General features: G+C 47.4%; 20 protein-coding genes and 5 tRNA genes. All 25 read left to right on the forward strand.

Annotation, left to right across the window (positions count from 1 at the left end):
- The first annotated feature begins 61 nt into the window (after positions 1-61).
- The 25 genes from U0358_RS01735 to rpoC all read left to right on the forward strand — a co-directional run bounded on the left by U0358_RS01735 (position 62) and on the right by rpoC (position 25,518).
- Positions 62-265 (forward strand): YheV family putative zinc ribbon protein, encoded by a 204-nt coding sequence (locus U0358_RS01735; RefSeq protein WP_011233589.1) that lies wholly within the window; start codon positions 62-64, stop codon positions 263-265.
- Positions 266-285: 20 nt separating this feature from the next.
- On the forward strand, positions 286-1,806 hold the full coding sequence (locus tag U0358_RS01740; protein WP_322406826.1) for an NAD(P)H-hydrate dehydratase: 1,521 nt from the start codon (positions 286-288) through the stop codon (positions 1,804-1,806).
- Complete coding sequence (gene tsaE, locus U0358_RS01745; protein ID WP_322407446.1) at positions 1,799-2,257, forward strand: tRNA (adenosine(37)-N6)-threonylcarbamoyltransferase complex ATPase subunit type 1 TsaE; 459 nt, start codon at positions 1,799-1,801, stop codon at positions 2,255-2,257. Before U0358_RS01740 ends, tsaE begins: the two co-directional genes overlap by 8 nt.
- The gene (locus U0358_RS01750; RefSeq protein ID WP_322406827.1) at positions 2,254-3,564 is read left to right on the forward strand and encodes an N-acetylmuramoyl-L-alanine amidase; all 1,311 of its coding nucleotides are present in this window, start codon (positions 2,254-2,256) and stop codon (positions 3,562-3,564) included. The genes tsaE and U0358_RS01750 overlap by 4 nt, the downstream gene beginning before the upstream one ends.
- Complete coding sequence (mutL, locus tag U0358_RS01755) at positions 3,564-5,297, forward strand: DNA mismatch repair endonuclease MutL (RefSeq protein WP_322406828.1); 1,734 nt, start codon at positions 3,564-3,566, stop codon at positions 5,295-5,297. The genes U0358_RS01750 and mutL overlap by 1 nt, the downstream gene beginning before the upstream one ends.
- Positions 5,290-6,240, forward strand: a complete 951-nt coding sequence (gene miaA / locus U0358_RS01760; RefSeq protein ID WP_322406829.1) for a tRNA (adenosine(37)-N6)-dimethylallyltransferase MiaA — start codon at positions 5,290-5,292, stop codon at positions 6,238-6,240. The genes mutL and miaA overlap by 8 nt, the downstream gene beginning before the upstream one ends.
- 177 nt (positions 6,241-6,417) lie before the next feature.
- On the forward strand, positions 6,418-6,675 hold the full coding sequence (gene hfq, locus U0358_RS01765) for an RNA chaperone Hfq (protein ID WP_011233595.1): 258 nt from the start codon (positions 6,418-6,420) through the stop codon (positions 6,673-6,675).
- Positions 6,676-6,699: 24 nt separating this feature from the next.
- Entirely contained in the window at positions 6,700-7,989 is a 1,290-nt protein-coding gene (gene hflX / locus U0358_RS01770; protein ID WP_317498784.1) for a ribosome rescue GTPase HflX, read from the forward strand.
- Between the two features lie 43 nt (positions 7,990-8,032).
- Complete coding sequence (gene hflK, locus U0358_RS01775; RefSeq protein WP_317498785.1) at positions 8,033-9,187, forward strand: FtsH protease activity modulator HflK; 1,155 nt, start codon at positions 8,033-8,035, stop codon at positions 9,185-9,187.
- Complete coding sequence (hflC, locus tag U0358_RS01780; RefSeq protein ID WP_317498786.1) at positions 9,187-10,080, forward strand: protease modulator HflC; 894 nt, start codon at positions 9,187-9,189, stop codon at positions 10,078-10,080. Before hflK ends, hflC begins: the two co-directional genes overlap by 1 nt.
- A 102-nt stretch (positions 10,081-10,182) precedes the next feature.
- Positions 10,183-11,481 carry an adenylosuccinate synthase gene (locus U0358_RS01785; protein WP_317498787.1) on the forward strand — a complete coding sequence of 433 codons (1,299 nt, stop codon included), beginning with the start codon at positions 10,183-10,185 and terminating at the stop codon, positions 11,479-11,481.
- A 151-nt stretch (positions 11,482-11,632) separates the two neighbouring features.
- Positions 11,633-11,708: transfer RNA gene (locus U0358_RS01790), tRNA-Thr, on the forward strand.
- 19 nt (positions 11,709-11,727) lie between these two features.
- Positions 11,728-11,812, forward strand: a tRNA-Tyr gene (locus U0358_RS01795).
- 45 nt (positions 11,813-11,857) lie between these two features.
- Positions 11,858-11,932, forward strand: a tRNA-Gly gene (locus U0358_RS01800).
- Positions 11,933-11,944: 12 nt separating this feature from the next.
- Positions 11,945-12,020, forward strand: a tRNA-Thr gene (locus U0358_RS01805).
- 82 nt (positions 12,021-12,102) lie between these two features.
- A complete protein-coding gene (tuf, locus tag U0358_RS01810) occupies positions 12,103-13,287 on the forward strand; it encodes an elongation factor Tu (protein ID WP_317498843.1) in 1,185 nt (394 codons plus the stop codon).
- A 149-nt stretch (positions 13,288-13,436) separates the two neighbouring features.
- A tRNA-Trp gene (locus U0358_RS01815) sits at positions 13,437-13,513 on the forward strand.
- Between the two features lie 47 nt (positions 13,514-13,560).
- Entirely contained in the window at positions 13,561-13,941 is a 381-nt protein-coding gene (gene secE, locus U0358_RS01820) for a preprotein translocase subunit SecE (protein WP_317498812.1), read from the forward strand.
- A 2-nt stretch (positions 13,942-13,943) separates the two neighbouring features.
- Entirely contained in the window at positions 13,944-14,483 is a 540-nt protein-coding gene (gene nusG / locus U0358_RS01825) for a transcription termination/antitermination protein NusG (RefSeq protein ID WP_317498813.1), read from the forward strand.
- 138 nt (positions 14,484-14,621) lie between these two features.
- Positions 14,622-15,050: a 50S ribosomal protein L11 gene (gene rplK / locus U0358_RS01830; protein WP_011233603.1), complete on the forward strand. Its 429-nt coding sequence runs from the start codon at positions 14,622-14,624 to the stop codon at positions 15,048-15,050.
- 3 nt (positions 15,051-15,053) lie between these two features.
- On the forward strand, positions 15,054-15,749 hold the full coding sequence (rplA, locus tag U0358_RS01835) for a 50S ribosomal protein L1 (protein ID WP_317498814.1): 696 nt from the start codon (positions 15,054-15,056) through the stop codon (positions 15,747-15,749).
- 267 nt (positions 15,750-16,016) lie between these two features.
- On the forward strand, positions 16,017-16,535 hold the full coding sequence (rplJ, locus tag U0358_RS01840; protein ID WP_011233605.1) for a 50S ribosomal protein L10: 519 nt from the start codon (positions 16,017-16,019) through the stop codon (positions 16,533-16,535).
- 53 nt (positions 16,536-16,588) lie between these two features.
- Complete coding sequence (gene rplL, locus U0358_RS01845; RefSeq protein WP_317498815.1) at positions 16,589-16,963, forward strand: 50S ribosomal protein L7/L12; 375 nt, start codon at positions 16,589-16,591, stop codon at positions 16,961-16,963.
- A gap of 218 nt (positions 16,964-17,181) precedes the next feature.
- On the forward strand, positions 17,182-21,210 hold the full coding sequence (gene rpoB, locus U0358_RS01850) for a DNA-directed RNA polymerase subunit beta (protein ID WP_322406831.1): 4,029 nt from the start codon (positions 17,182-17,184) through the stop codon (positions 21,208-21,210).
- 72 nt (positions 21,211-21,282) lie between these two features.
- Entirely contained in the window at positions 21,283-25,518 is a 4,236-nt protein-coding gene (gene rpoC, locus U0358_RS01855) for a DNA-directed RNA polymerase subunit beta' (RefSeq protein WP_322406832.1), read from the forward strand.
- Positions 25,519-25,692 lie beyond the last annotated feature (174 nt).

Genomic DNA, 25,692 nt, shown 5'->3' on the forward strand with positions numbered 1-25,692 from the left:
CAGCTGTTCAGCTGCGGTATCATAGACGCGTTCTGCTCACAATTCTAACACAGGAGCTGTTGTGGCTAGAGAAAAGAAGCGATTTATTGCCGGGGCCGTTTGCCCCAAATGTGATGCCATGGACACACTCATGCTCTTTATCGAAAACGATACCGAACAAGTTGAGTGCGTGCAATGTAAGCACCGGTTTAGTGAACCTAAAGAGCAGGGTGGTGGTAGCCAGCGTCAGTTTGATCAGGTCATTGGGGTATTTAAGCCAGACTAAACAAATTGTAGGGAGCCATTATGACAGACACCAACGGCAGCCGTTATATCAACTGTCTTTATCGCGTTGAGCAAGTACAGCAGGGCGAACAGAAAGCCGCTGAAGCCTGTTCAATGAACATGACGCAACTGATGTCGGCAGCAGGAAAAGCCGTTTTTCATCAGATGCAGTCGTACTTTCCGGCACCGGCTCGCATTGCGGTTTGTTGTGGTGAAGGGAATAACGGGGGCGATGGCTATATTGTCGCCAGGCTGGCTCAGAAAGCGGGCTACCAGGTGCAAGTTTTTGCGCTTAAACCCAACATTGACTTGCCGGAACCAATGGAGTCTGACGCACACAAAGCCCGCGCTGCGTGGCGTGAACAAGGCGGAAGTGAAAAGCCCTTGTTGGATTGCTCGCCTGAGCAATTTGATGTGTTGGTTGATGCTTTATTTGGTCTCGGCTTGAACCGTGCACTTGAGGGCGACCCGGTAAGCTGGGTGCAGCGAGTGAATGGCAGCAGGACGCCGGTGGTGTCAGTGGATGTGCCGTCGGGAGTAGATGCAGATACGGGCCACGTGCCCGGAGCGGCGGTTCGAGCTCATTTGACTGTCAGCCTTGTGGCGTTAAAGCGCGGGTTGCTTACCGGAAAAGCTCAAGAGCATACGGGTGAGCTAAAACTTGAAGATTTAGGTATTGGCAGCACGTTTAAACAGCAAAACGAAGCCGACTGGTTCAGAGTTAATGCAGGGCGGGTTGGCGGCTGGCTAGCACCGCGCTCACGCTGCACTCATAAAGGTGAACAAGGGCATGTGCTAATTGTCGGTGGCCAGCCGGGCATGTCCGGAGCCGTGATATTGGCAATGCAGTCGGCGTTGCGTGCGGGAGCCGGTAAAGTGTCCGTGGCGTGTCATCCTCAGGTGCAGAGCATAGTTGCGGCCGCGCAGCCAGAAGCTATGGTGCATGGCATAACAGATACCGATGCTCTTAAGCCACTGCTGCGAGAAGCTTCTGCTGTTGCTCTAGGGCCCGGGTTGGGGCAAAGCTCCTGGAGTCAGGCGCTTTTTTCGCAGGTGATGGAAACCGATGTGCTGAAAGTTATTGATGCCGACGGTCTAAACCTGTTAGCAAGCAACCCTCTGCGTTCGTCCAAGTTATTACTGACGCCACACCCTGGTGAAGCTGCACGGTTACTGCAAATGACGACCGATGAAGTCGCGTCGGACCGTTTTGCTGCGGCAACAAAGCTGCGCGAAAAATACGGTGCACAGATATTATTGAAAGGTGCGGGGTCTTTGTTGGTAACTGACAGAGGACGGTGTTTGATTGACCGAGGTTCTCCGGCAATGGCGTCCGGCGGTATGGGCGACCTGTTAACCGGACTGATCGCGGGTTTGCTGGCACAAAGAATGGCTCCGGCACAAGCGCTGATTGCGGGTAGCCTATGGCATGCTATAGCGGGCGAAGAGGCAGGAAAAGATGGCGAGAGGGGAACCTTAGCTTCGGATCTGTTGCCTTATATACGACAGTTGGTGAATGGATATGGAAGCGATGATGACTGAGGTACACCAATGTGAACTGGCTGACGAAGAGGAAACGTTAGCGCTGGCGAAGAAATTTTCACAAGCTTTACAGGCCCCTTTAGTGGTTTACCTGCAAGGTGAGTTAGGTGCCGGTAAAACGGCGTTTTGTCGCGGTGTTATTCAGGCTCTTGGGCATTCAGGGGCGGTGAAAAGTCCGACTTATACTCTTGTCGAGCCCTACCAGTTGCAAGGCTGGCGTATTCATCATTTCGATTTATATCGACTGGCCGATCCGGAAGAGCTCGAATTTATGGGAATTCGCGATTATTTTTCTGAAGATACGTTAAACTTTATAGAGTGGCCTGATAAAGGCTATGGTTGGCTTCCCAGTGCGGACATTGAGATAAGAATCGAGTATGCTGGTACGGGTCGTAAACTCACTTTCAGTGCGCTAACAGATGCCGGAAAAAAAATAATTAAAACATTATGATGAAGCGATTTTGGGTGTTTTTGTTTGCCTGTGCTCCTTTGTGGGCATGGGCCGACAACAGTGTAGACAGTGTGCGTGTGTGGCCATCTCCGGATAAAACGCGGGTGGTTTTCGACTTGTCGGATACTCCCGACTATTCTTACTTTACTCTATATCAGCAAAAACCTTACCGACTGGTTATTGATTTTAACAATACTTCGTTAAAAACTGGTTTGGAGAACTTGGGTGAAGACTCGCTGCTGGTCGATAAAATTCGCACAAGCTCACCTAAAAACGCTAACAGTACCCGTATTGTTATTGAGCTGGACTCCAAAAGCGACGCTAACCTTTTTACCTTGCCGGCTAATGAGTCATATAAAGACCGACTGGTCGTTGACTTACCTGGTAAGTCTATTGAGCGTAGCGGGCCGGCTAAATCCGTTTCTGAATTAAAAGACAGACGCGTGACAGTGGCTATTGATGCCGGGCATGGCGGCGATGATCCAGGTTCCATTGGTCCGCGCGGAACCTACGAAAAACACGTTGTTATTCGTATTGCCCGTGCCCTGGCTAAGTTAATTAACGACGACCCGGGGATGCAGGCTTATTTGATTCGAACCGGAGACTATTATGTTGGCCTTAACGAACGACCGCAAAAAGCCTGGGACGCCAAAGCCGACTTTTTTGTTTCGATTCATGCAGACGCTTTTCGAACACCTCAGCCCAGTGGAGGATCGGTTTGGGTTTTATCAAAACGCCGGGCAGAATCCGAAGTGGGTCGCTGGTTAGAAAATCGGGAGCAGCAATCTGAGTTGCTTGGTGGGGTCACCGATATTCTAAGTAAGAATGGGCATGAACCTTATTTAGCTGAAACGTTGTTAGACATGTCAATGGACAGCTCCATCGCAGGAGCTTACACGGCGGCAAAGCATATTATCGATGAAATGTCGACGATAACTAAAATGCATAAAAAGACCCCCCAGGCGGCGAGTCTAGCGGTCTTGAAGTCACCAGATAAACCTTCTTTGTTGGTGGAAACCGGGTTCATTTCAAACCCGCGTGAAGAGCAGCTGTTAACCAGTAATGCTCATCAGCAAAAGCTGGCGCGGGCTCTTTATAATGGTATTCGCCGTTATTTTGTTAGTAACCCAATAGATAACACCTACCTGGCAAACCAAAGCAACTTTAGCTACACAGTGAAGTCGGGCGATTCTCTGTCGGTACTGGCACAGCGATATAACACCACAGTGAAAGCCATAAAATCTGAAAATAAATTGACCAGCAACAGTCTGAAAATTGGTCAGAAACTGACGATTCCGAGTCGCTGATGGCTATTCAACAATTGCCTATAGAACTCGCTAACCAAATTGCTGCGGGCGAAGTGGTTGAGCGCCCTTCGTCGGTGGTGAAAGAGCTGGTCGAGAACGCTTTAGACGCCGGGGCTACGCAATTAATTCTGGATATTGAGCAGGGCGGTAGCAAGCGTATCCGAATTCGTGATAACGGCGGTGGTATTGTTAAGCAGGAACTGACACTGGCACTGAGCCGGCACGCCACCAGTAAAATTCAGAGTCTGGAAGATTTAGAGCGCATTGGTAGCTTGGGGTTTCGGGGCGAAGCCTTGGCCAGTATCAGTTCAGTGTCGCGATTACGCTTAATATCCAAGCCGCCAGAGCAGGAAGAGGCCTGGCAGGCGTGGGCCGAAGGTCGCGACATGCAGGTGACTGTTGAGCCAGCTGCGCATCCGGACGGCACTACCGTCGATATACAGGATCTCTTCTTTAATACGCCAGCCAGGCGTAAGTTTTTGCGCACAGAAAAAACGGAATTTAGTCACATAGATGATGTTATAAAGCGGATTGCGCTTAGCCGTTTTGAAATTGGCTTCCAGCTTAATCACAACGGTAAATCGGTAAGAGCGTTTCCTCCTGCTCAGACTGAAAAACAGGAGTTACAACGGTTGGCGAAAATTTGCGGCGGTGGATTTGCTGAGCAGGCTTCAGCAATTGACGCTGTTGATGGTGACTTCCATTTAAGTGGCTGGTTAGTCCCGCCGGAGCATTGCCGGCATCAGGGGGATATTCAGCACTTTTTTGTCAACGGCCGAATGATGCGCGATAAATTGTTATCGCATGCGGTACGTCAGGCCTATGAAAAATATTTGCCGAACGAGCGGGTACCGACTTTCGTACTTTACTTTGAACTTCCCGCAGAAGAAGTTGATGTGAATGTGCATCCGGCAAAGCATGAAGTTCGGTTTCACCGACAGCGACAAGTGCATGACTTTATTCTGACCCGCATTGAACAGGCTTTAAACCAGCTGGTTGCCACAGAAAGCGAACAACCTGTGATGAGTCACCAGCATTCTTACAGCTCGCAAGAACGGTCATCAGGGGCCACGTCGGGCTCCTGTCGGGGGGCGTCAGGTGGGAGCTTCCTTGGCGAGAGAAAAGCATCGGGTTCGTTGTTGCCAAATGCTGCCCAGGTCCATCATAGTAATACTGGCACGAAGCTAAACACGGAGCCAGAGACAAAGTTAAAAGCGACACAAAACTGGCGTGTACTGTCTGTGTTTAATGGTGTTTATGCCCTTATTCGGAATGAGGACAGTCTGGCCTGGCTTAATCTGGCCAAAGTTCACACTGAATGTGTTAGCAGAAAACTTACTCAGCAATTGCAGGATGGGCTGAACGGGCAGCCCTTACTGGTGCCTGTGGCAATCAGTCTGGCGGATCTGCCCGGGCCTGCAAGTCAGTGGCCGCAGCAGCAATTAAACCAATGCGGTGTGGTGTATAAAATTCAGCGTGAGCAGGTAATTATTGAGCAAATGCCGGAAATGTTACGTCAGGGCAATGTGGTGAGTGGTTTTACGGATTTCTTAACATTACTGAGTGAAAGAGCAGAACCTGACCAACTGGCTCGTTGGTTGGCACAGTTTGCAGGCCTTGAGTCGTACACTCTGACTCAGGCAGAGCACTGGCTTATTCAGTGGCGTTCGCAATTGGCTGAAAGCACCGACGCGTTTCAAAAGTTGCCGTTACCCGGAGAGAATAATGTATAGCAAGGACGCCGTTATTGCCATTTATGGGCCAACAGCTTCAGGGAAAACCGCGTTGTCGCTGGCGCTTTGTGAGCAACTGGACTGCGAGATTATTTCTGTCGACTCTGCGTTAATTTATCGGGGAATGGATATTGGTACCGCGAAACCCAGCGCTGAAGAGCAAAGCTTAGTTCCTCATCACTTACTGGACATTCGCGACCCTGCTGAAACTTACTCGGCGGCCGATTTCCAAAAAGACGCTTTGACTTTAATCGATGATATTCAGCAACGAGGCAAGGTGCCTTTGCTGGTTGGCGGAACCATGCTGTACTTCAAGGCATTACTTGAAGGACTTTCCCATTTGCCCGAGTCTGATACCAGCGTACGTGAGAAGTTGACCGCCGAACTGCATGAGAAAGGTTTAGCTGAATTGCACAATCGGCTGCACAAGGTTGACCCCACAAGCGCAAAACGTATTCATCGAAATGATCCTCAGCGAATTCTGCGAGCTTTAGAGGTTTATGAAATTTCGGGTAAACCTCTGACGGAACTCACCAGGGAGCGTCATGGTCAGTTAACTAAACCCATTTATCAGTTTGCGGTAGCGCCAATTGAACGGAAAGTTTTACATCAGCGTATCGAGCAGCGTTTTGACCAAATGTTGGCGCAACCTTTTAAAGAAGAAGTTGAAACCTTGTTTGCCAGACCCGATTTGCATCCGGACCTTCCGTCCATACGCAGTGTTGGGTATCGGCAAATGTGGCAGCATCTCGCCGGAGAACTAAGCTACGATGAAATGCGTGAGCGCGGAATTATTGCTACCCGGCAGTTAGCGAAAAGACAAATGACCTGGCTGCGGGGTTGGCCTGGAGTGCACTGGCTGGAGACCGGCGACCTTAATATGCAGGCGAAAGTCACAAAGGCGATGCAGCAGCCTGCAGAGATTTTTAATAGTAAGGATTGAAATTAGATGACTAAGGCCGCAGATCCAAATCTGGATTAAATGAGTAATTCTTAACGTTTTTCTTATTGCAAAAATTCTTTACTGGTCTAGTGTGTCTTTACAGGGAACTGCAAATTGGCAGTGCTGTGGCTTACTATTTACACATTGGATATTAATAACGATAAAAAGGAATCCAAGATGGCTAAGGGGCAAACTTTACAAGACCCATTCTTAAATGCGTTACGTCGTGAGCGCATACCAGTATCTATTTACTTAGTTAATGGCATTAAACTGCAGGGACAAATTGAGTCTTTTGATCAATTCGTTGTCTTATTAAAGAATACGGTTAGCCAAATGGTGTACAAGCATGCAATTTCAACAGTTGTACCAGCGCGTATTCCTCAAAACTATTTGCCGCAACAAGCTGGCGAAGATATGGCTGAAATAGAAGATTAATGATGAAAGAGAGGTCTGAACAACTTGTTCGATAGGTATGAAGGTGGCGACTACGCAATATTGGTTCATGTGGATTTACCCGCAGAAGTTGACCGAGAAGATCTCTCCGAATTACAACTTTTAGCTGATTCTTCGGGCGTGAAAACGATGGGAGTGATGACGACAAGTCGGAGCTCCCCAACCCCCAGGTACTTTGTTGGTAGTGGTAAGGCAGAAGAAATTGCCGAGCAGGTAAAACTTCTGGACGCTAACATTGTTATCTTTAATCATGCGTTATCACCAACGCAAGAGCGGAATCTAGAAGCCATTTGCAAATGTCGGGTGTTAGACCGTACGGGTCTTATTCTGGACATTTTTGCGCAGCGGGCACGAACCCACGAAGGTAAGTTGCAGGTTGAATTAGCACAGCTGCGTCATATCTCGACACGCTTGGTACGAGGCTGGACTCACCTTGAGAGACAAAAAGGTGGTATTGGTTTACGTGGGCCGGGTGAAACTCAGCTTGAGACCGACAGACGCTTAATTCGGGGGCGTATTAAAAATATCTTAAAACGTCTCGAAAAAGTCCAGAAACAGCGGGAGCAGGGGCGTCGGGCTCGTAAAAAAGCGGACATTCCTACAGTGTCGCTGGTGGGTTATACCAACGCAGGTAAGTCAACGTTGTTTAATCGCCTGACTGAAGCTGGGGTTTATGCGGCGGATCAGCTATTCGCAACACTTGATCCGACCCTGAGAAACCTCGCCGTAGAAGATATTGGCGAAGTTATTCTGGCCGATACCGTTGGTTTTATTCGTCACTTACCTCATGACTTGGTTGCAGCGTTTAAGGCAACGCTTCAGGAGACTCAGGAAGCCGACTTATTGTTACATGTGGTTGATGTCAGCGACGAACATCAGCAAAATAATATTGATCAGGTTGCTGAGGTTTTGGAAGAAATTGATGCTGGCGATGTACCACAGTTGATTATTTGTAATAAAATAGATCAAGTGGAGGGTGCGGAACCCCGAATTGACTACGATGATAACCAAAAGCCAATAAGGGTCTGGGTTTCAGCGCAACAAAATCTTGGCATTGAAGAAGTGCTGGAGGCTTTACGACAGATACTTGGCCCGCAAATGGTCGAGTTGACGCTGAAAATCCCCCACTCAATGGGTAAATTACGTGGTACATTATACCGTTGGAATAGCGTGACATCGGAAGATGTTAACGAAAACGGCGAACTTGCGTTGCAAGTGCGTATGTCATCGGTAGACTGGCAGCGTTTACACAAGGCTTATGGCGATCAACTGGACGACTTAGTCGTGCAGCAATAGAATTTTTTATAGCAACAGTTTTCTTAAAAACTTGGAGCACTCAATGGCTTGGAATCAACCGGGAAACGGTAATAACAATGACCGTGACCCATGGAAAAATCAAGGTGGCAAAGATCAAGGGCCGCCTGATCTAGATGAAGCAGTTCGCAAACTGTTTTCCAAATTCGGTTTTGGTGGGAAAAAAGGCGGCGGCTCGGGCGGCAGTTCAGGTATCCCGGCAAAAGGCGTCGGCATTATCGCAATTATTGCATTAATTGTTTGGTTTATTGCTGGTTTCTACACAGTAAAAGAAGCAGACCGCGGTGTTGTACTGCGTTTCGGTCAGTTTCATTCACTGGTTGAGTCGGGGTTGCATTGGCGCCCGGTATTTATTGACTCAGTAGAACATGTGGACGTAAATAATATCCGCTCAGATAAAACCGATGGCTACATGCTGACTCAGGATGAGAACGTAGTTCGTGTTGAATTGGATGTTCAATATCGTGTTGTTGATCCGCGTGCGTACTTGTTTAACGTAGAAAATGCCGACGGTGTTTTATCACGAGCCACTGACAGTGCTTTACGTTTTGTGGTGGGTCACACTACCATGGATGAAGTATTGACTCGTGGGCGTGAAGAAGTCAGAGCAAATACGCTGGAAATGCTTGAAAAAACGATGAACCCTTACTCAGTTGGTTTGCAAGTGGTTGATATTAACTTGCTGCCAGCGCGACCACCGGAAGCGGTTAAAGATGCCTTCGATGACGCTATTTCAGCACAGGAAGATGAAGAGCGTTTCATTAGAGAAGCTGAAGCTTATGCCCGCGAAGTAGAACCGTTGGCACGAGGCCAGGTACGTCGTATGCTGCAGGAAGCGCAAGCTTATCGCGAGCAAATTATTCTTGAAGCTCAGGGTGAAGTTGCTCGATTTGAAGAGCTGCTGCCTCAATATGAAAACGCACCTGAGGTCACACGTCAGCGTATTTATCTTGATACTCTGCAGGAGCTTTATGCGAAAACGCCTAAAGTACTGGTTGATGTTGAAGGTGGTAACAACATGATGTACTTGCCACTAGAGAAGCTTCTCGAAAAGCAAGGTCGTAATACGAATACATTCTCTCCGGCGCGTGTTCCTGAAAATGTTTCAGGTGGTTCCTCCAACAGCGGAACAGAGACACAAAATACGCGCAGCAGTAACCGTAGCGGAGGTCGAAACTAATGAAAAACCTAATCGCAATTATTGTTGTGGTCCTGGTCGTTCTGGGTCTTTCCTCCGTTTATGTGGTTAAGGAAGGCGAACGCGCTATCTTAATCCAGTTCGGTAAGGTTGAGCGCAACGCAGAAACCGGTGAAGCTATGGTTTTCGAACCAGGTTTACACCTTAAAATTCCTTTCATTGAACAAGTGAAAAGACTGGATGCACGTCTGCAGACTTTAGATGGCGATCCTGACCGTTTCGTTACCAGTGAAAAGAAAGATTTGATAGTTGATACTTACGTTATGTGGCGTATTAACGACTTTTCTACTTTCTATCTGAGTACAAATGGCGGTAACTACCTCCAGGCTGAAGCTCTGCTAACTCGTCGTATTAATAGTGGTTTGCGTAGCGAGTTTGGTAACCGGACTATTTCTGACATTGTTTCTGGTGAGCGTGATGAGTTAATGCGTGAAGCGTTAATACAAGGATCAGAAAGTGCTTCAGATTTAGGTGTTGAAGTGCTGGATGTTCGTGTTATGCAAATTAACTTACCGAATGAAGTCAGTCAGTCGATTTATCAACGTATGCGTGCAGAGCGTAAAGCTGTGGCCACAGAACACCGTTCTGAAGGTAAAGAGCAGGCTGAGTTTATTCGTGCCGATGTCGACGCGCGTGTAACGGTAATGCTTGCTGATGCAAAACGTCAGTCACGTGAATTACGTGGTGAAGGGGATGCGCAGGCAGCGAAAATCTACGCTGATGCTTATCAGAAAGATGCAGAGTTCTTTGCATTTATTCGCAGCATGGAAGCTTATGGCAGTTCCTTTGGCTCTGGCAATGATATGTTAGTACTTGATGCGAACAGTGACTTTTTCCGTTATTTACAAAATATGATGGGAAAAACTGAAGAGTAATCATGAATGAGCGTCTGATGTTTCCATCAGGCGCTCACCTCCGATGTACAAACCCTCCGATTAAAGGTAAGATCGCTCCGATTTTTTTTACGCGGGGCAATCATGAGTCAGAACGTTGTAATTCTAGGCACCCAATGGGGTGACGAAGGCAAAGGTAAAATTGTTGACCTGTTAACCGATAAAGCCACTATGGTTGTGCGGTATCAGGGCGGACATAATGCTGGGCACACATTGGTTATTGACGGTGAAAAAACCGTTCTGCATTTAATTCCTTCCGGTATTCTACGCAAAAATGTTCAATGCGTTATTGGCAACGGCGTGGTTTTATCACCCGAAGCACTGATGGAAGAAATGGCAATGCTGGAAGCACGAAATGTTCCAGTTGTTGACCGTTTGCGTATCAGTAAAGCTTGTCCATTAATTCTGCCATTCCATGTAGCTCTTGACCAGGCACGTGAACGTGCGCGCGGTAAAGAAGCCATTGGTACAACGGGGCGTGGCATTGGTCCTGCGTATGAAGACAAAGTTGCCCGTCGCGGTCTGCGCGTTGGTGACTTATTTGATATGAAGCGCTTTGGCGAAAAACTAAAAGAGCTGGTGGATTATCATAACTTTTCTTTAGTTGAATACTACAAAGCCGACGCAATTGATTTCGACACCGTACTTAAGCAATGTGAAGAGTTCGCGGAAGTATTGAAACCTATGGTAATTGATGTACCTGCCTTACTCGATAAAGCACGTAAAAATGGTGAATCAATCATGTTTGAAGGTGCGCAGGGTACCTTGCTGGATATCGACCATGGTACTTACCCTTATGTGACCTCTTCCAATACAACGGCTGGCGGCGTTGCGACAGGAGCTGGCTTTGGTCCTCGTTATATTGATTATGTGTTAGGCATTGTCAAAGCCTACACTACTCGCGTAGGCAGTGGACCCTTCCCGACTGAACTTGATTGCGAAGTGGGCCAGCATTTAGGTGAAAAAGGCCATGAGTTTGGTGCAACGACCGGTCGTAAACGTCGTACCGGCTGGATAGACGCTGTAGCAATGCGACGGGCAGTACAAATCAACTCTATCAGTGGCTTCTGCTTAACGAAGTTAGATGTACTAGACGGTCTTGACGAATTAAAGATTTGTATTGGTTATCAGCTTTCCGACGGCAGTGTGACAGAGCATCCGCCGCTTTCTGCGGAAGACTATGAAGTGGTAGAGCCTATTTATGAAACAATGCCGGGCTGGCAACAAAGCACTGTTGGCATAACGGAGCATAAAGAGTTGCCGCCAGAAGCTTTAGCTTATATTGCCCGCATTGAAGCGTTAACGGGTGTGCCGGTAGATATTATTTCGACAGGGCCTGATCGTAAAGAAACCATTGTTTTACGTCACCCATTTGGGCAGTAAGAAAAAGTACTGTAGATCCCTAAAATAAGGTCAGTTTTTATTCGATGTAGATAAAAACTGACCAGTCAGAACAAAAAAGTTAAAAAAATTACGCGCACCTATTGCACTATCAAATCTAGTACCATAGAATGCGCTCCACCTAACCGGTGGTGCCGGCATAGCTCAGTTGGTAGAGCAACTGACTTGTAATCAGTAGGTCCCGAGTTCGACTCTTGGTGCCGGCACCAATTTAAATTGCAAGACACGGGAGGGGTTCCCGAGTGGCCAAAGGGATCAGACTGTAAATCTGACGGCTCAGCCTTCGCAGGTTCGAATCCTGCCCCCTCCACCACGCAATTTCCTTGGTTTTGAAGTGGCCTCATAAAATTGTGAATTTGCGGGTGTCGTATAGTGGCTATTACCTCAGCCTTCCAAGCTGATGACGCGGGTTCGATTCCCGCCACCCGCTCCACATTCCGTCAGTGCTGATATAGCTCAGTTGGTAGAGCGCACCCTTGGTAAGGGTGAGGTCGGCGGTTCGAATCCGCCTATCAGCACCATTTCAATCTAGGCCCCTAATAAACCTCGGTCATGCTTTTTAGCTTAGGTAACACACCGAAGAATTTTGTTAGAGAGGCTGCAATGTCTAAAGAAAAATTTGAACGTTCGAAGCCGCACGTAAACGTCGGCACCATCGGTCACGTTGACCACGGTAAAACAACACTAACTGCTGCTATCACAACTGTTTTGGCAAAAGTTTATGGTGGTGCGGCGAAAGACTTCGCAGCCATCGATAACGCGCCAGAAGAGAAAGAGCGTGGCATTACCATTTCAACGTCACACGTTGAGTATGACACGCCAACTCGTCACTACGCACACGTAGACTGCCCAGGGCACGCTGACTATGTAAAAAACATGATCACTGGTGCAGCGCAGATGGACGGCGCAATCTTAGTAGTAGCGGCAACTGACGGCCCAATGCCACAGACTCGTGAGCACATTCTGCTTTCACGTCAGGTAGGCGTTCCTTACATCGTTGTATTCATGAACAAATGTGACATGGTAGACGACGAAGAGCTGTTAGAGCTGGTAGAAATGGAAGTTCGTGAACTGTTGTCAGAATATGACTTCCCGGGCGACGACCTGCCGGTAGTTCAGGGCTCAGCACTGAAAGCGCTGGAAGGCGACGAAGAGTTCAGCAAGAAAATTGTTGAATTAGCTGACGCACTGGATAACTACATTCCAGAGCCAGAGCGTGACATCGATAAGCCGTTCATCATGCCAATCGAAGACGTATTCTCGATTTCAGGTCGTGGTACCGTAGTCACAGGTCGTGTAGAGCGCGGTATCGTGCGTACAGGCGACGAGTGTGAAATCGTTGGTATGAAAGACACCACCAAGACAACCGTAACGGGTGTTGAGATGTTCCGTAAACTGCTTGACGAAGGTCGTGCAGGTGAGAACATTGGTGCCTTGTTGCGTGGTACCAAGCGTGACGACGTAGAGCGTGGCCAGGTATTGGCGAAGCCAGGTACAATTACTCCGCATACCAAGTTCGAAGCGGAAGTTTACGTACTGAGCAAAGACGAAGGTGGCCGTCATACGCCATTCTTTAAAGGCTACCGTCCACAGTTTTACTTCCGTACAACGGACGTAACGGGTGCCGTAGAATTGCCAGAAGGCGTAGAAATGGTTATGCCTGGTGATAACCTGAAATTTGTTGTTGATTTGATTGCTCCAATCGCAATGGATGAAGGTCTGCGTTTCGCTATCCGTGAGGGTGGCCGTACCGTAGGTGCAGGCGTTGTATCAAAAATCATGGACTAAGCAGTCCGCTTGATTTTAAGAGCCCGGCTTTCGCCGGGCTTTTTTTATGCCTGATAGGGTGGATAAGGGCGAGGCTGGACTTGCGTCAAAAAGCATAATAGGTATAATACCGCGTCCAATCCTGCACCGATTGTAGGGTAGGAAAATTTAGGGGCGTAGTTCCAATTGGTAGAACAGCGGTCTCCAAAACCGACGGTTGGGGGTTCGAATCCCTCCGCCCCTGCCAGATTTTATTGATTCAAAGCGAAGACCGGTCGCAACTAGGATTAAAGAATGAGCGCAAATAACGAGACGCAAAGCAGTTCGTTGAACAGTTTGAAATGGATAATCGCAATCGCCCTTTTAGTTGTTGCTATTGGCGGTAATCATTATTACACAGAAGAAGTGTCGGTCTTATACCGTGCTATTGCTGTGGTTTTTTTAGTTGCCTTAGCAGGTTTCTTTGCTAGTACGACTACGAAAGGAAGAACCTTTTTGTCGTTTGCGAAAGAAAGCCGTACCGAAGTTCGAAAGGTTGTCTGGCCATCGCGTCAGGAAGCGACTCAAACAACGCTTATCGTTGTTGTTGCGACCGTTATAGTAGCACTTATTCTCTGGGGCCTTGACGGCATCCTGGTACGTGTCGTTGGCTTCTTAACCGGGTTGGAGATTTAACCATGAGCGATAAGAAACGTTGGTACGTAGTACAAGCTTTTTCCGGTTACGAGGCACGAGTTTCTGAGTCCCTGAAAGAACATATCAGAATGCACGGTATGGAAGATAAATTTGGTGAGATTCTCGTACCTAAAGAAGAAGTTGTAGAAATGCGCGGCGGCGTTCGTCGTAAAAGTGAACGTAAATTCTTTCCGGGCTATGTTTTAGTCGAAATGGATATGGACGAAGACGCCTGGCACTTGATTAAGAGCGTACCTCGGGTGCTTGGCTTCATTGGTGGTAGTAGCGACCGTCCTACACCAATTTCAAAGAAAGAAGCCGATGCCATTTTGGATCGTCTACAAGACTCAGCGGACAAGCCCAAACCTAAAACCTTATTTGAGCCGGGCGAAGTTGTACGTGTTAACGACGGTCCTTTCGCTGACTTCAACGGTACGGTTGAAGAAGTGGATTACGAGAAGAGCCGGGTCACTGTATCGGTTTCTATCTTCGGCAGGGCGACACCGGTTGAGCTTGAATTTGGTCAGATAGAAAAAGCCTGATCAAAAAAGCACCAACAGAAAGATTGATCTATGGCGTGAAGTCACTTATAATTCGCGTCCTTTTTTCACGGGAAGCCGTTGGAGTAACTTTCCTCTGAAAAGTTACGAGGCGTTAAACCCACAACAGAGGTAATTACCATGGCGAAGAAAGTATCGGCCATTATCAAATTACAGGTAGCTGCTGGTTCAGCTAACCCGTCACCGCCCGTTGGTCCTGCATTGGGTCAGCACGGTGTGAACATCATGGAATTCTGTAAAGCGTTCAACGCACAGACCGACAGCTTAGAAAAAGGCGCACCGGTTCCTGTCGAAATTACAGTATTCGAAGACCGTTCATTCACATTTATTACCAAAACGCCTCCTGCGTCTTTCTTATTGAAGAAAGCGGCTGGTATCAAAAGTGGTTCAGGCGAGCCGAACACCAAAAAAGTTGGTACGGTCACTCGCGCGCAGTTAGAAGAAATTGCGAAAACAAAAGAACCAGACCTGACTGCTGCCGATATGGACGCAGCTGTACGCACTATCGCCGGCTCTGCTCGCGCGATGGGCTTGAACGTGGAGGGCTAATCAATGGCTAAATTAACAAAACGCGCTCGTATGATCGCAGAGAAAGTTGAAGCCCGCGATTACGATGTGAATGAAGCTATTACTCTGTTAAAAGAGTTAGCAACAGCAAAATTCACAGAAAGTGTTGATGTCGCAGTAAACTTAGGCATTGATGCTCGTAAATCTGACCAAAACGTTCGCGGCGCTACTGTGCTGCCAAACGGTACTGGTCGCGATGTTCGTGTTGCTGTATTTACCTCAGGCGACAATGCAGAAAAGGCGAAAGAAGCCGGCGCAGACATCGTTGGTATGGAAGACTTGGCAGAACAAGTTAAGAAAGGTGAAATGAACTTCGACGTAGTCGTAGCATCACCTGACGCAATGCGTGTTGTTGGTCAATTAGGTCAAATCTTAGGTCCACGTGGTCTGATGCCTAACCCTAAAACGGGGACAGTAACTCCAGACGTAGCAACAGCAGTTAAAAATGCTAAAGCTGGTCAGGTTCGTTATCGTAATGACAAAAACGGTATTGTTCACGCGACAATCGGCCGGGTTGACTTCGATAACGACAACTTGAAAGAAAACCTTGAAGCTTTGTTGGCGGCTCTTAAGAAAGCTAAGCCTTCTTCAGCTAAAGGTGTTTATGTAAAACGCATTAGCCTGTCTACAACAATGGGCGCTGGTGTGAGCATTGATCAGGCAACTGTAGCAGCGGTTTAATTCGCATCAGTTCGGTTAATGTAATGGTTTATGGGTTGGAGCTGCCGTGGAGTTGCTAATGTGCAACAAAACAAGGCTCCCGTCCAAGACCGTAGGTGTACCGCGAGAATCTCAGAAGATTGAGTAGTGGCACTTAATTTCCTACGCAGATGGTGATATCCGACTCAGGCTCTCTGGGTAGAGAATCACCGTGACAACGCGGTGGGTTTAATCCCACCTAATTGTAACGAGGGACTTCGGTCCCAAATTGAAAACGAGGTGATATCAGTGGCAATTGGTTTAGCCGGAAAGAAAGCCATCGTTAAGGAAGTTAACGACGTTGCTTCAAATGCGCTAGCCGTCACCGTTGCTGAATATCGAGGCATCGAAGTAGCCGATATGACTGCGCTGCGTAAGAAAGCTCGTGAGCAGGGTATTTTCGTTAAAGTTGTACGAAATACACTGGCAAAACGCGCTTTTGAAGGCACACAGTTTGACGACATGGGTGATGCACTTAAAGGACCTCTTGTTTATGGGTTTTCTATGGACGCACCGGGCGCTTCAGCTCGCTTGTTCAAAGACTTCTCAAAAGAAAACAAGAACTTGCAAGTGACAGCTCTGTCAATCGGTAACGGCATTATGGGTCCAGAAAAATTGGACGCAGTTGCTTCACTTCCGACTCGTGACGAAGCACTGGCTAAATTGCTCGCCACCTTCAAAGAACCGGTTAGCAAATTCGTTAAAACAGTTAACGAAGTACCTAGCAAGTTCGTTAGAACGTTGGCAGCAATTAAAGACGCTAAATAATACGTTGGTTTTTTAACCATTTTTTGTAATTATAAACCCAGGAGTTTAGAGTAATGGCTCTGACTAAAGACGACATCTTAAACGCGATCGCTGAAATGCCAGTAATGGAACTGGTTGAATTGATCGAAGCAGCTGAAGAGAAATTCGGCGTTGACGCATCTGCAGCAGTAGCAGTAGCTGCTCCAGCAGCAGGTGGCGAAGAAGCAGCTGAAGAACAAACTGAATTTGACGTAGTACTGAAAGCAGCTGGCGCAAACAAAGTTTCCGCTATCAAAGCTGTTCGCGGCGCAACTGGCCTTGGCTTGAAAGAAGCTAAAGCTATGGTTGAGTCTGCACCAGTAGCAGTCAAAGAAGGTGTAAGCAAAGACGAAGCTGAAGAGCTGAAAAAGCAGCTTGAAGAAGCTGGTGCGGAAGTTGAAGTTAAGTAATTTAACTTTTGTACGACATATGGCCTTTTAGGCCTTGGGCTGGTGGTTGATTAACCACCAGCCCTTTTGCGCTGTATCGCTTGTATCATTTTGCCCGACGTTGGATACAGATTAGCGAAAAAAGATAACAACGGGATCGACAGATAAAAGATTCATCTGTTTTTAACCATCGAACCACTCGTTGGTTAGGGTCATCAATCAGCTAGCTGAGGAACCCCATGGCGTACTCCTACTCTGAAAAAAAACGTATTCGTAAGGATTTCGGTAAACGACCTCAGGTCTTAGAAGTTCCTTATTTGCTGTCTATGCAGCTTGATTCATTTAAGAAATTTATTGAAGTCGATCCAGAAGCCAATAATGGTCTGGAAGCGGCTTTTCGTTCGGTCTTTCCCATTGCCAGTTATTCTGGTACTGCGGAACTACAGTACGTCAGTTATCACATGGGTGAGCCGGCGTTTGACGTTGAAGAATGTCAGATCCGGGGCATTACCTACTCAGCACCATTGCGTGTGAAACTGCGTCTGGTGCTGTTTGATAAAGAAGCAGCTGCCGGTACAGTTAAAGACATTAAAGAACAAGAAGTGTACATGGGCGAAATTCCGTTAATGACAGAAAACGGAACCTTCGTTATCAATGGCACAGAGCGAGTTATCGTTTCTCAGCTCCACCGTTCACCTGGTGTGTTCTTTGATCACGACAAAGGTAAATCTCACTCGTCAGGTAAAGTCCTGTATAACGCGCGTGTTATTCCTTACCGTGGCTCTTGGTTGGATTTTGAATTTGATCCTAAAGACAACGTTTTTGTACGTATCGACCGTCGCCGTAAATTACCGGCGTCCATTATTCTTCGTGCTCTGGAATACAGCACCGAAGAAATTCTCGATATGTTCTTCGACACAACGTACTTTGAAATCCTTAAAACTAAGGTGAAAATGCAGTTGGTTCCTGAGCGTCTGCGTGGCGAAACCGCCAAGTTTGACATCAAAGGTGCCGAAGGCGAAGTACTGGTCGAAAAAGGCCGTCGTATTACCGCACGTCACATCCGCCAGTTGGAGCAACTGGACATAAAAGAGATGGAAGTGCCGGCAGAATACATGGTCGGAAAAGTATTAGCGAAAGACTACGCGAATAAGAAAACTGGCGAAGTGGTTGGTCACGCGAATGATGTGCTGACACTCGAGCTTATCGCCGAACTTAGCGAAGCGGGCATCAAGAAAATTGAAACGCTGTTCGTTAACGATTTGGACCACGGTCCATACATGAGCGAGACCTTACGCGTTGATTCAAGCAATAACCGCTTAGAGGCTTTGGTTGAAATCTATCGTATGATGCGTCCGGGTGAGCCGCCAACACGCGAAGCTGCTGAAACCTTATTTGATAACTTGTTCTTCAGCGAAGAACGTTATGATTTATCAACCGTTGGTCGCATGAAGTTTAATCGTCGTTTGGGTCGTGAAGACTTAAGCGGTGATAATACGTTGTCCAGAGAAGACATCGTCGAAGTCATGAAAAAGCTTATCGAAATCCGTAACGGTTTAGATGAAGTTGATGACATTGACCACTTGGGTAACCGTCGTATACGTTCAGTCGGCGAAATGGCAGAAAACCAATTCCGTGTCGGTTTGGTACGTGTAGAGCGCGCAGTAAAAGAACGCTTGTCGCTGGGTGACTTAGACAACACCATGCCTCAAGACCTAATTAACGCGAAGCCAATTAGTGCTGCGGTTAAAGAGTTCTTTGGCTCAAGCCAGCTGTCGCAATTCATGGATCAAAACAACCCATTGTCAGAAGTGACGCACAAACGTCGTATCTCTGCTTTAGGTCCCGGTGGTTTGACTCGTGAACGTGCCGGTTTCGAAGTTCGTGACGTACACCCAACGCACTATGGTCGTTTGTGTCCAATCGAAACGCCGGAAGGCCCGAACATCGGTCTAATCAACTCGCTGTCGACTTTCTCACGTACGAATGAATATGGCTTCTTAGAAACGCCTTATCGTCGTATTGAGAACGGTTCTGTTACAGACGACGTTGATTATTTGTCGGCAATCGAAGAAGGCAACTACGTTATCGCACAGGCGAACGTAGGGCTGAACGATAAAGGCGAATTGACAGAAGACTTAGTACCGTGCCGTCATAAAAACGAATTTACGCTGATGAGTAAAGAGCAGGTCCAGTACATGGACGTTGCACCTCAGCAAATCGTTTCTATCGCAGCAAGTATGATCCCGTTCCTTGAACACGATGATGCTAACCGTGCCTTGATGGGCTCGAACATGCAACGTCAGGCCGTACCAACATTGCGTGCTGATAAGCCGCTGGTTGGCACTGGTATCGAACGCACTATCGCAGTTGACTCCGGTGTTACCGTTGTTGCTAAGCGTGGTGGTGTAGTCGATTACGTAGACGCCAGTCGTATCGTGGTTAAGGTTAACGAAGAAGAGATGGTTCCCGGTGAAGCGGGCATCGACATTTATAACCTGACTAAATACACGCGTTCTAACCAGAACACCTGTATCAACCAAAAGCCAACCGTGAACCCAGGTGAACCTGTAACACGCGGTGACGTTTTAGCTGATGGCCCGTCAACTGACTTAGGTGAATTAGCGCTGGGTCAGAACATGCGTGTGGCTTTCATGCCTTGGAATGGTTATAACTTTGAGGATTCGATTCTGATTTCTGAGCGCGTAGCGCAAGAAGATCGAATGACAACCATCCATATTCAAGAATTAAACTGTGTTGCCCGCGATACCAAGTTAGGTGCCGAGGAAATCAGCTCTGATATTCCAAACGTTGGCGAGTCTGCATTAGGTAAGCTGGACGAATCCGGTGTTGTTTACGTTGGTGCGGAAGTTAACGGCGGCGATATTCTGGTTGGTAAAGTAACGCCTAAAGGTGAAACGCAGCTAACGCCTGAAGAGAAACTCTTGCGAGCTATTTTTGGTGAGAAAGCGTCTGACGTAAAAGACAGCTCTCTGCGTGTACCAAATGGTGTTAACGGTACGGTTATTGACGTACAAGTATTCACTCGTGACGGCGTAGAAAAAGATAAGCGCGCGGTAGCGATTGAAGAGATGCAGCTGGCTAAGGTTAAGAAAGACCTGACAGAAGAATTCAAGATTCTTGAAGAAGGTATTTATAACCGGGCTCGCAACTTGTTGTTAAGCAATGGCTTTGACGAAGCGAAGCTGGCGAGCGTTGATCGTACAAGCTGGTTGACTCAGGATTTAGGCAGCGAAGACGCACAAGCTCAATTAGAGCAAATTGCTGAACAGTATCAGCAAATTCGTGATGACTTTGATACCAAATTTGAGACTAAGCGACGCAAGATCACTCAAGGCGACGATTTAGCGCCGGGTGTTCTAAAAATCGTTAAGGTCTACTTAGCTGTACGTCGCAGTATTCAGCCTGGTGATAAACTGGCTGGCCGTCACGGTAACAAAGGTGTTATCTCAACCATCATTCCTGTGGAAGATATGCCACACGATGATGAAGGGAACCCGGTCGATATCGTATTGAACCCGCTGGGTGTACCTTCGCGGATGAATATCGGTCAGATCCTGGAAACGCACTTAGGTATGGCGGCTCGCGGTATTGGTAGCAAGATCGAAAAAATGCTGAAACAGCAACGTGCTATCTCTGAATTACGCGACTTTTTACAGCAAGTGTACGACTTGGGCGAAAGCCGTCAGAAAGTAGACATTACTGAGTTCACTGACGACGAGGTGATGCGCTTAGCTGGTAACTTGAAAGCTGGTCTACCGACTGCTACTCCGGTATTTGATGGTGCAATTGAAGAAGAAATTAAAGCACTGTTGAAACTTGCAGATATACCGGAGTCAGGTCAGATTCGTTTATTCGACGGTCGTACTGGTGATAAATTCGAACGTGACGTAACTGTTGGTTACATGTACATGCTCAAATTGAACCACTTGGTTGACGATAAGATGCACGCACGTTCAACTGGCTCGTACAGCTTGGTTACTCAACAACCACTGGGCGGTAAAGCTCAGTTTGGTGGTCAGCGCTTCGGTGAGATGGAGGTCTGGGCATTGGAAGCATATGGTGCGGCTTATACCTTGCAAGAAATGTTGACAGTTAAGTCGGACGACGTGAACGGTCGTACGAAGATGTACAAAAACATTGTCGACAACAACTTGCAGATGGAAGCGGGCATGCCGGAATCTTTCAACGTATTGTTGAAAGAAATCCGCTCGCTGGGCATCAATATCGAGCTAGAACAGAACTAAGACGCTGTTGCTGGAATAAATTGGGGGAGTGCTTGCGCTCCCCGTAGGTTGAACTCCGACAGGAGATAAATCGTGAAAGACTTGCTGAAGCTTTTAAAGCCGACGAATCAGGCAGAAGAGTTTGATGGTATTCGCATCGCTCTTTCGTCTCCAGATATGATCCGTAGTTGGTCATATGGTGAGGTGAAAAAACCTGAAACTATTAACTACCGTACCTTTAAGCCGGAACGTGATGGTTTGTTCTGTGCCCGTATTTTTGGTCCGGTAAAAGACTATGAGTGCTTGTGTGGTAAATACAAGCGCCTTAAGCACCGTGGTGTCATCTGTGAGAAGTGTGGCGTTGAAGTTACACTGACTAAAGTGCGTCGTGAGCGTATGGGTCATATTGAACTGGCAAGCCCGGTTGCTCACATCTGGTTCCTTAAGTCATTGCCGTCGCGCATTGGCTTAATGTTGGATATGACTCTGCGTGATATTGAGCGCGTACTGTATTTCGAGTCTTACGTTGTTACTGAAGGCGGTTTAACGTCTCTTGAGCAGGGTCAAATCCTGACAGAAGACGAATATTTAGACGCGCTTGAAGAGCACGGTGATGAATTCGACGCTAAAATGGGTGCAGAAGCCGTTCTGGATCTGTTGCGCGCGGTAGACATCGAGGGCGACGTACAAAAACTGCGTGAAGAGTTGCCTGAGACAAACTCAGAAACCAAACGTAAGAAAATTAGCAAACGACTGAAGCTACTAGAAGCATTCCAGGTATCAAACAACAAACCTGAGTGGATGATCTTAAAGGTACTTCCTATTCTGCCACCAGACTTACGTCCGTTGGTACCGCTTGATGGCGGTCGTTTTGCAACGTCCGATCTTAATGACTTGTACCGCCGTGTCATTAACCGTAACAACCGTTTGAAGCGCCTGTTAGACCTTGCTGCACCAGATATTATTGTGCGCAACGAAAAACGTATGCTTCAGGAAGCGGTTGATGCGTTGCTGGATAACGGTCGTCGCGGTCGTGCTATTACTGGGTCAAACAAGCGTCCTCTGAAATCTTTGGCTGACATGATCAAAGGTAAACAGGGTCGTTTCCGTCAGAACCTTCTGGGTAAGCGTGTTGACTATTCAGGCCGTTCGGTAATTACCGTCGGTCCTAAATTGCGCCTGCACCAGTGTGGTTTGCCTAAGAAAATGGCGCTGGAATTATTCAAACCATTTATCTATGGCAAATTAGAGCGTCGTGGTTTAGCGACAACCATTAAAGCTGCGAAGAAAATGGTTGAGCGAGAGACAGCTGAGGTTTGGGACGTACTTGATGAGGTCATCAAAGAGCACCCAGTAATGCTTAACCGTGCACCGACACTGCATAGGTTGGGTATTCAGGCGTTCGAACCGGTATTGATTGAAGGTAAAGCGATTCAATTGCACCCATTGGTCTGTGCGGCTTATAACGCCGACTTTGATGGTGACCAAATGGCTGTGCACTTGCCACTGACTTTAGAAGCTCAGCTGGAAGCTCGCGCGTTGATGATGTCTACCAACAACGTATTGTCGCCGGCAAGTGGTGACCCTATTATTGTTCCTTCGCAGGACGTTGTGCTTGGTCTGTATTACATGACTAAAGAAAAAATCAACGGTAAAGGCGAAGGCATGGTTTTCAAAGATCCGAACGAGGTCGAAAAGGCTTATCGTACGGGCCAGGTTGAATTGCATAGTCGCGTCCGGGTACGTATTACCGACACCACCATTGACGACGACGGCATTCGAACAACGAAAACTGAATTGCGTGATACGACTTGTGGTCGTGCAATTTTGTCACTGATTATGCCGGAAGGTCTGCCTTTTGAACTGATCAACCAGGCTATGGGTAAAAAGCCGATTGGTCGTATGCTGAATACTGCTTACCGTGACCTTGGTTTGAAAGATACCGTCGTTTTCGCTGACCAAATCATGTATACCGGTTTCCATTACGCAATGGTATCGGGTGCGTCGGTTGGTATAAACGACATGGTTATTCCTGAAGCTAAGAAAGAGATTGTTTCTGCAGCAGAAGAAGAAGTAGCTGAAATTCAGGAACAGTTCGAATCAGGCTTGGTTACTGCTGGTGAGAAATACAACAAAGTTATCGATATTTGGTCAACTGCTAACGAGAAAGTCTCGAAAGCAATGATGGATAACTTGTCGAAAGAAATCGTTAAAAACAAAGACGGTGAAGACGAAGAACAAGCATCATTTAACTCAGTCTTTATGATGGCGGACTCAGGCGCTCGTGGTAGTCCCGCGCAGATTCGTCAGTTGGCCGGTATGCGTGGTTTGATGGCTAAGCCAGACGGCTCAATCATCGAAACGCCAATCGTAGCTAACTTCCGTGAAGGTCTGAACGTACTTCAATACTTCATCTCGACGCACGGTGCTCGTAAAGGTTTGGCTGATACGGCATTGAAAACAGCGAACTCAGGTTACCTGACTCGTCGTTTGGTAGACGTTTCACAAGACGTTGTGATCATGGAAGAAGACTGTGGCACATACGAAGGTCTTTACATGAAACCGCTGATTGAAGGTGGCGACGTTGTAGAGCCGCTGCGTGAACGTGTACTTGGGCGTGTTCTTTGTGAGCCTGTTATGAAGCCGGGTAGTGAAGAAGAGTTGCTTCCACGCAACACATTGCTTGATGAAAAAATGTGTGACCTGTTGGAAGAAAACTCTATCGACGAAGTTAAAGTTCGCTCGGTTATTACCTGTGATACAGACTTTGGTGTTTGTGCACATTGTTATGGTCGTGACCTGGCTCGCGGACATATGGTCAACCAAGGTGAAGCCGTTGGCGTTATAGCAGCGCAGTCAATCGGTGAACCGGGTACACAGTTAACCATGCGTACCTTCCACATTGGTGGTGCGGCATCTCGTGCAACAGCTGAAAACAATATCCAGGTGAAGAACCCGGGTACAATTAAGCTGCACAACGCGAAATGGGTTGTTAACAGCGATAAAGCGCACGTTATTACGTCACGTTCTACAGAGTTAACTTTGACTGATGAATACGGTCGTGAGCGCGAGCGTTATAAAGTACCTTATGGTGCGGTCTTGAAAAAAGGCGAAGGTGACTCAGTAGATGGCGGCGAAACCGTTGCAAACTGGGACCCGCATACTCACCCAATCATTACCGAGGTAGAAGGTCGCATTAAGTTTGTTGATTTAATTGACGGTGTCACTATGACGCGTCAAACCGATGAACTGACAGGTCTCTCAAGCATCGTTGTACTGGAAACGGGTCAGCGTACCAGTGCCGGTAAAGACATGCGTCCAATGGTTAAATTGGTTGATGGTAAAGGTAACGACGTTAACATCGCTGGTACTGATATCCCTGCGCAATACTTCTTGCCAGGTAACGCCATCATCAACCTGGAAGATAATTCCGAGGTTAAAATTGGTGACACCTTAGCGCGTATTCCTCAGGAAGGCTCTAAGACTCGTGATATTACCGGTGGTCTGCCACGTGTTGCTGACTTGTTCGAAGCGCGTAAGCCAAAAGAACCAGCGATTCTTGCAGAGAAAACCGGTACGGTTTCCTTCGGTAAAGAAACCAAAGGTAAGCGTCGCCTATTGATTACACCAACAGATGGTGGTGATCAGCACGAAGAGATGATTCCGAAATGGCGTCAGCTGAACGTGTTTGAAGGTGAACAAGTGACTAAAGGTGAAGTTATTGCCGATGGTCCAGAAGCACCGCACGACATTCTACGTTTACGTGGCGTTAGTGCAGTGGCTAACTATATCGTTAACGAAGTGCAGGAAGTTTACCGCCTGCAAGGTGTTAAAATTAACGATAAGCACATTGAAACTATCGTTCGCCAGATGTTGCGTAAGGCACTGATTTTACGTGCTGGCGATACGAACTTGCTGGAAGGCGAGATGGTTGAAATGTCAGAAGTGTTAGCCGCTAACGCGAAAGCGGAAGCGGATGGTAAGAAACCAGCGATATTTGAACGTCAGTTGCTGGGGATTACTAAGGCATCGTTGTCAACTGAATCCTTTATTTCAGCGGCTTCGTTCCAGGAAACAACGCGAGTTCTTACCGAAGCAGCGGTTGGTGGTAAGAAAGACAGCTTACGCGGACTGAAAGAAAACGTAATTGTTGGTCGTCTGATTCCTGCAGGTACGGGTTACTCATATCACAAAGAGCGCATGCAGCGTCGACTGGATGAACTGAATGTTGATATCGAGCCAACCATGACTGCAGAGCAGGCTGAGCAACAACTTGCGGATGCCTTAAATGCTGGAAATAGTTCTGCAGGTGACGATTCTGCAGAATAATTAGCGAACGTTTTTAACGTTCGTGTACAGAAGCCGGTACTGTAAAAGTGCCGGCTTCTTTTGTATAGCCTTGACAGGCGAAAATATGACCATTAGAATTTCCGCTCCCGAATTTCGGGATTTGACTTTCAGTGGTCAGAAAAAAGCGATTTTTCACGCTCTATACACGTGGTA

This window comes from Idiomarina sp. PL1-037 (assembly GCF_034422975.1).
Lineage (GTDB): Bacteria > Pseudomonadota > Gammaproteobacteria > Enterobacterales > Alteromonadaceae > Idiomarina.

Excerpts from the sequence above, each read along its gene's own strand:
- U0358_RS01740 (WP_322406826.1), top strand. The coding sequence starts at position 286 with ATGACAGACACCAACGGCAGCCGTTATATCAACTGTCTTTATCGCGTT.
- tsaE (WP_322407446.1), top strand. The coding sequence starts at position 1,799 with ATGACTGAGGTACACCAATGTGAACTGGCTGACGAAGAGGAAACGTTA.
- U0358_RS01750 (WP_322406827.1), top strand. The coding sequence starts at position 2,254 with ATGATGAAGCGATTTTGGGTGTTTTTGTTTGCCTGTGCTCCTTTGTGG.
- mutL (WP_322406828.1), top strand. The coding sequence starts at position 3,564 with ATGGCTATTCAACAATTGCCTATAGAACTCGCTAACCAAATTGCTGCG.
- miaA (WP_322406829.1), top strand. The coding sequence starts at position 5,290 with ATGTATAGCAAGGACGCCGTTATTGCCATTTATGGGCCAACAGCTTCA.
- hfq (WP_011233595.1), top strand. The coding sequence starts at position 6,418 with ATGGCTAAGGGGCAAACTTTACAAGACCCATTCTTAAATGCGTTACGT.
- hflK (WP_317498785.1), top strand. The coding sequence starts at position 8,033 with ATGGCTTGGAATCAACCGGGAAACGGTAATAACAATGACCGTGACCCA.
- hflC (WP_317498786.1), top strand. The coding sequence starts at position 9,187 with ATGAAAAACCTAATCGCAATTATTGTTGTGGTCCTGGTCGTTCTGGGT.
- U0358_RS01785 (WP_317498787.1), top strand. The coding sequence starts at position 10,183 with ATGAGTCAGAACGTTGTAATTCTAGGCACCCAATGGGGTGACGAAGGC.
- tuf (WP_317498843.1), top strand. The coding sequence starts at position 12,103 with ATGTCTAAAGAAAAATTTGAACGTTCGAAGCCGCACGTAAACGTCGGC.
- secE (WP_317498812.1), top strand. The coding sequence starts at position 13,561 with ATGAGCGCAAATAACGAGACGCAAAGCAGTTCGTTGAACAGTTTGAAA.
- nusG (WP_317498813.1), top strand. The coding sequence starts at position 13,944 with ATGAGCGATAAGAAACGTTGGTACGTAGTACAAGCTTTTTCCGGTTAC.
- rplK (WP_011233603.1), top strand. The coding sequence starts at position 14,622 with ATGGCGAAGAAAGTATCGGCCATTATCAAATTACAGGTAGCTGCTGGT.
- rplA (WP_317498814.1), top strand. The coding sequence starts at position 15,054 with ATGGCTAAATTAACAAAACGCGCTCGTATGATCGCAGAGAAAGTTGAA.
- rplL (WP_317498815.1), top strand. The coding sequence starts at position 16,589 with ATGGCTCTGACTAAAGACGACATCTTAAACGCGATCGCTGAAATGCCA.
- rpoB (WP_322406831.1), top strand. The coding sequence starts at position 17,182 with ATGGCGTACTCCTACTCTGAAAAAAAACGTATTCGTAAGGATTTCGGT.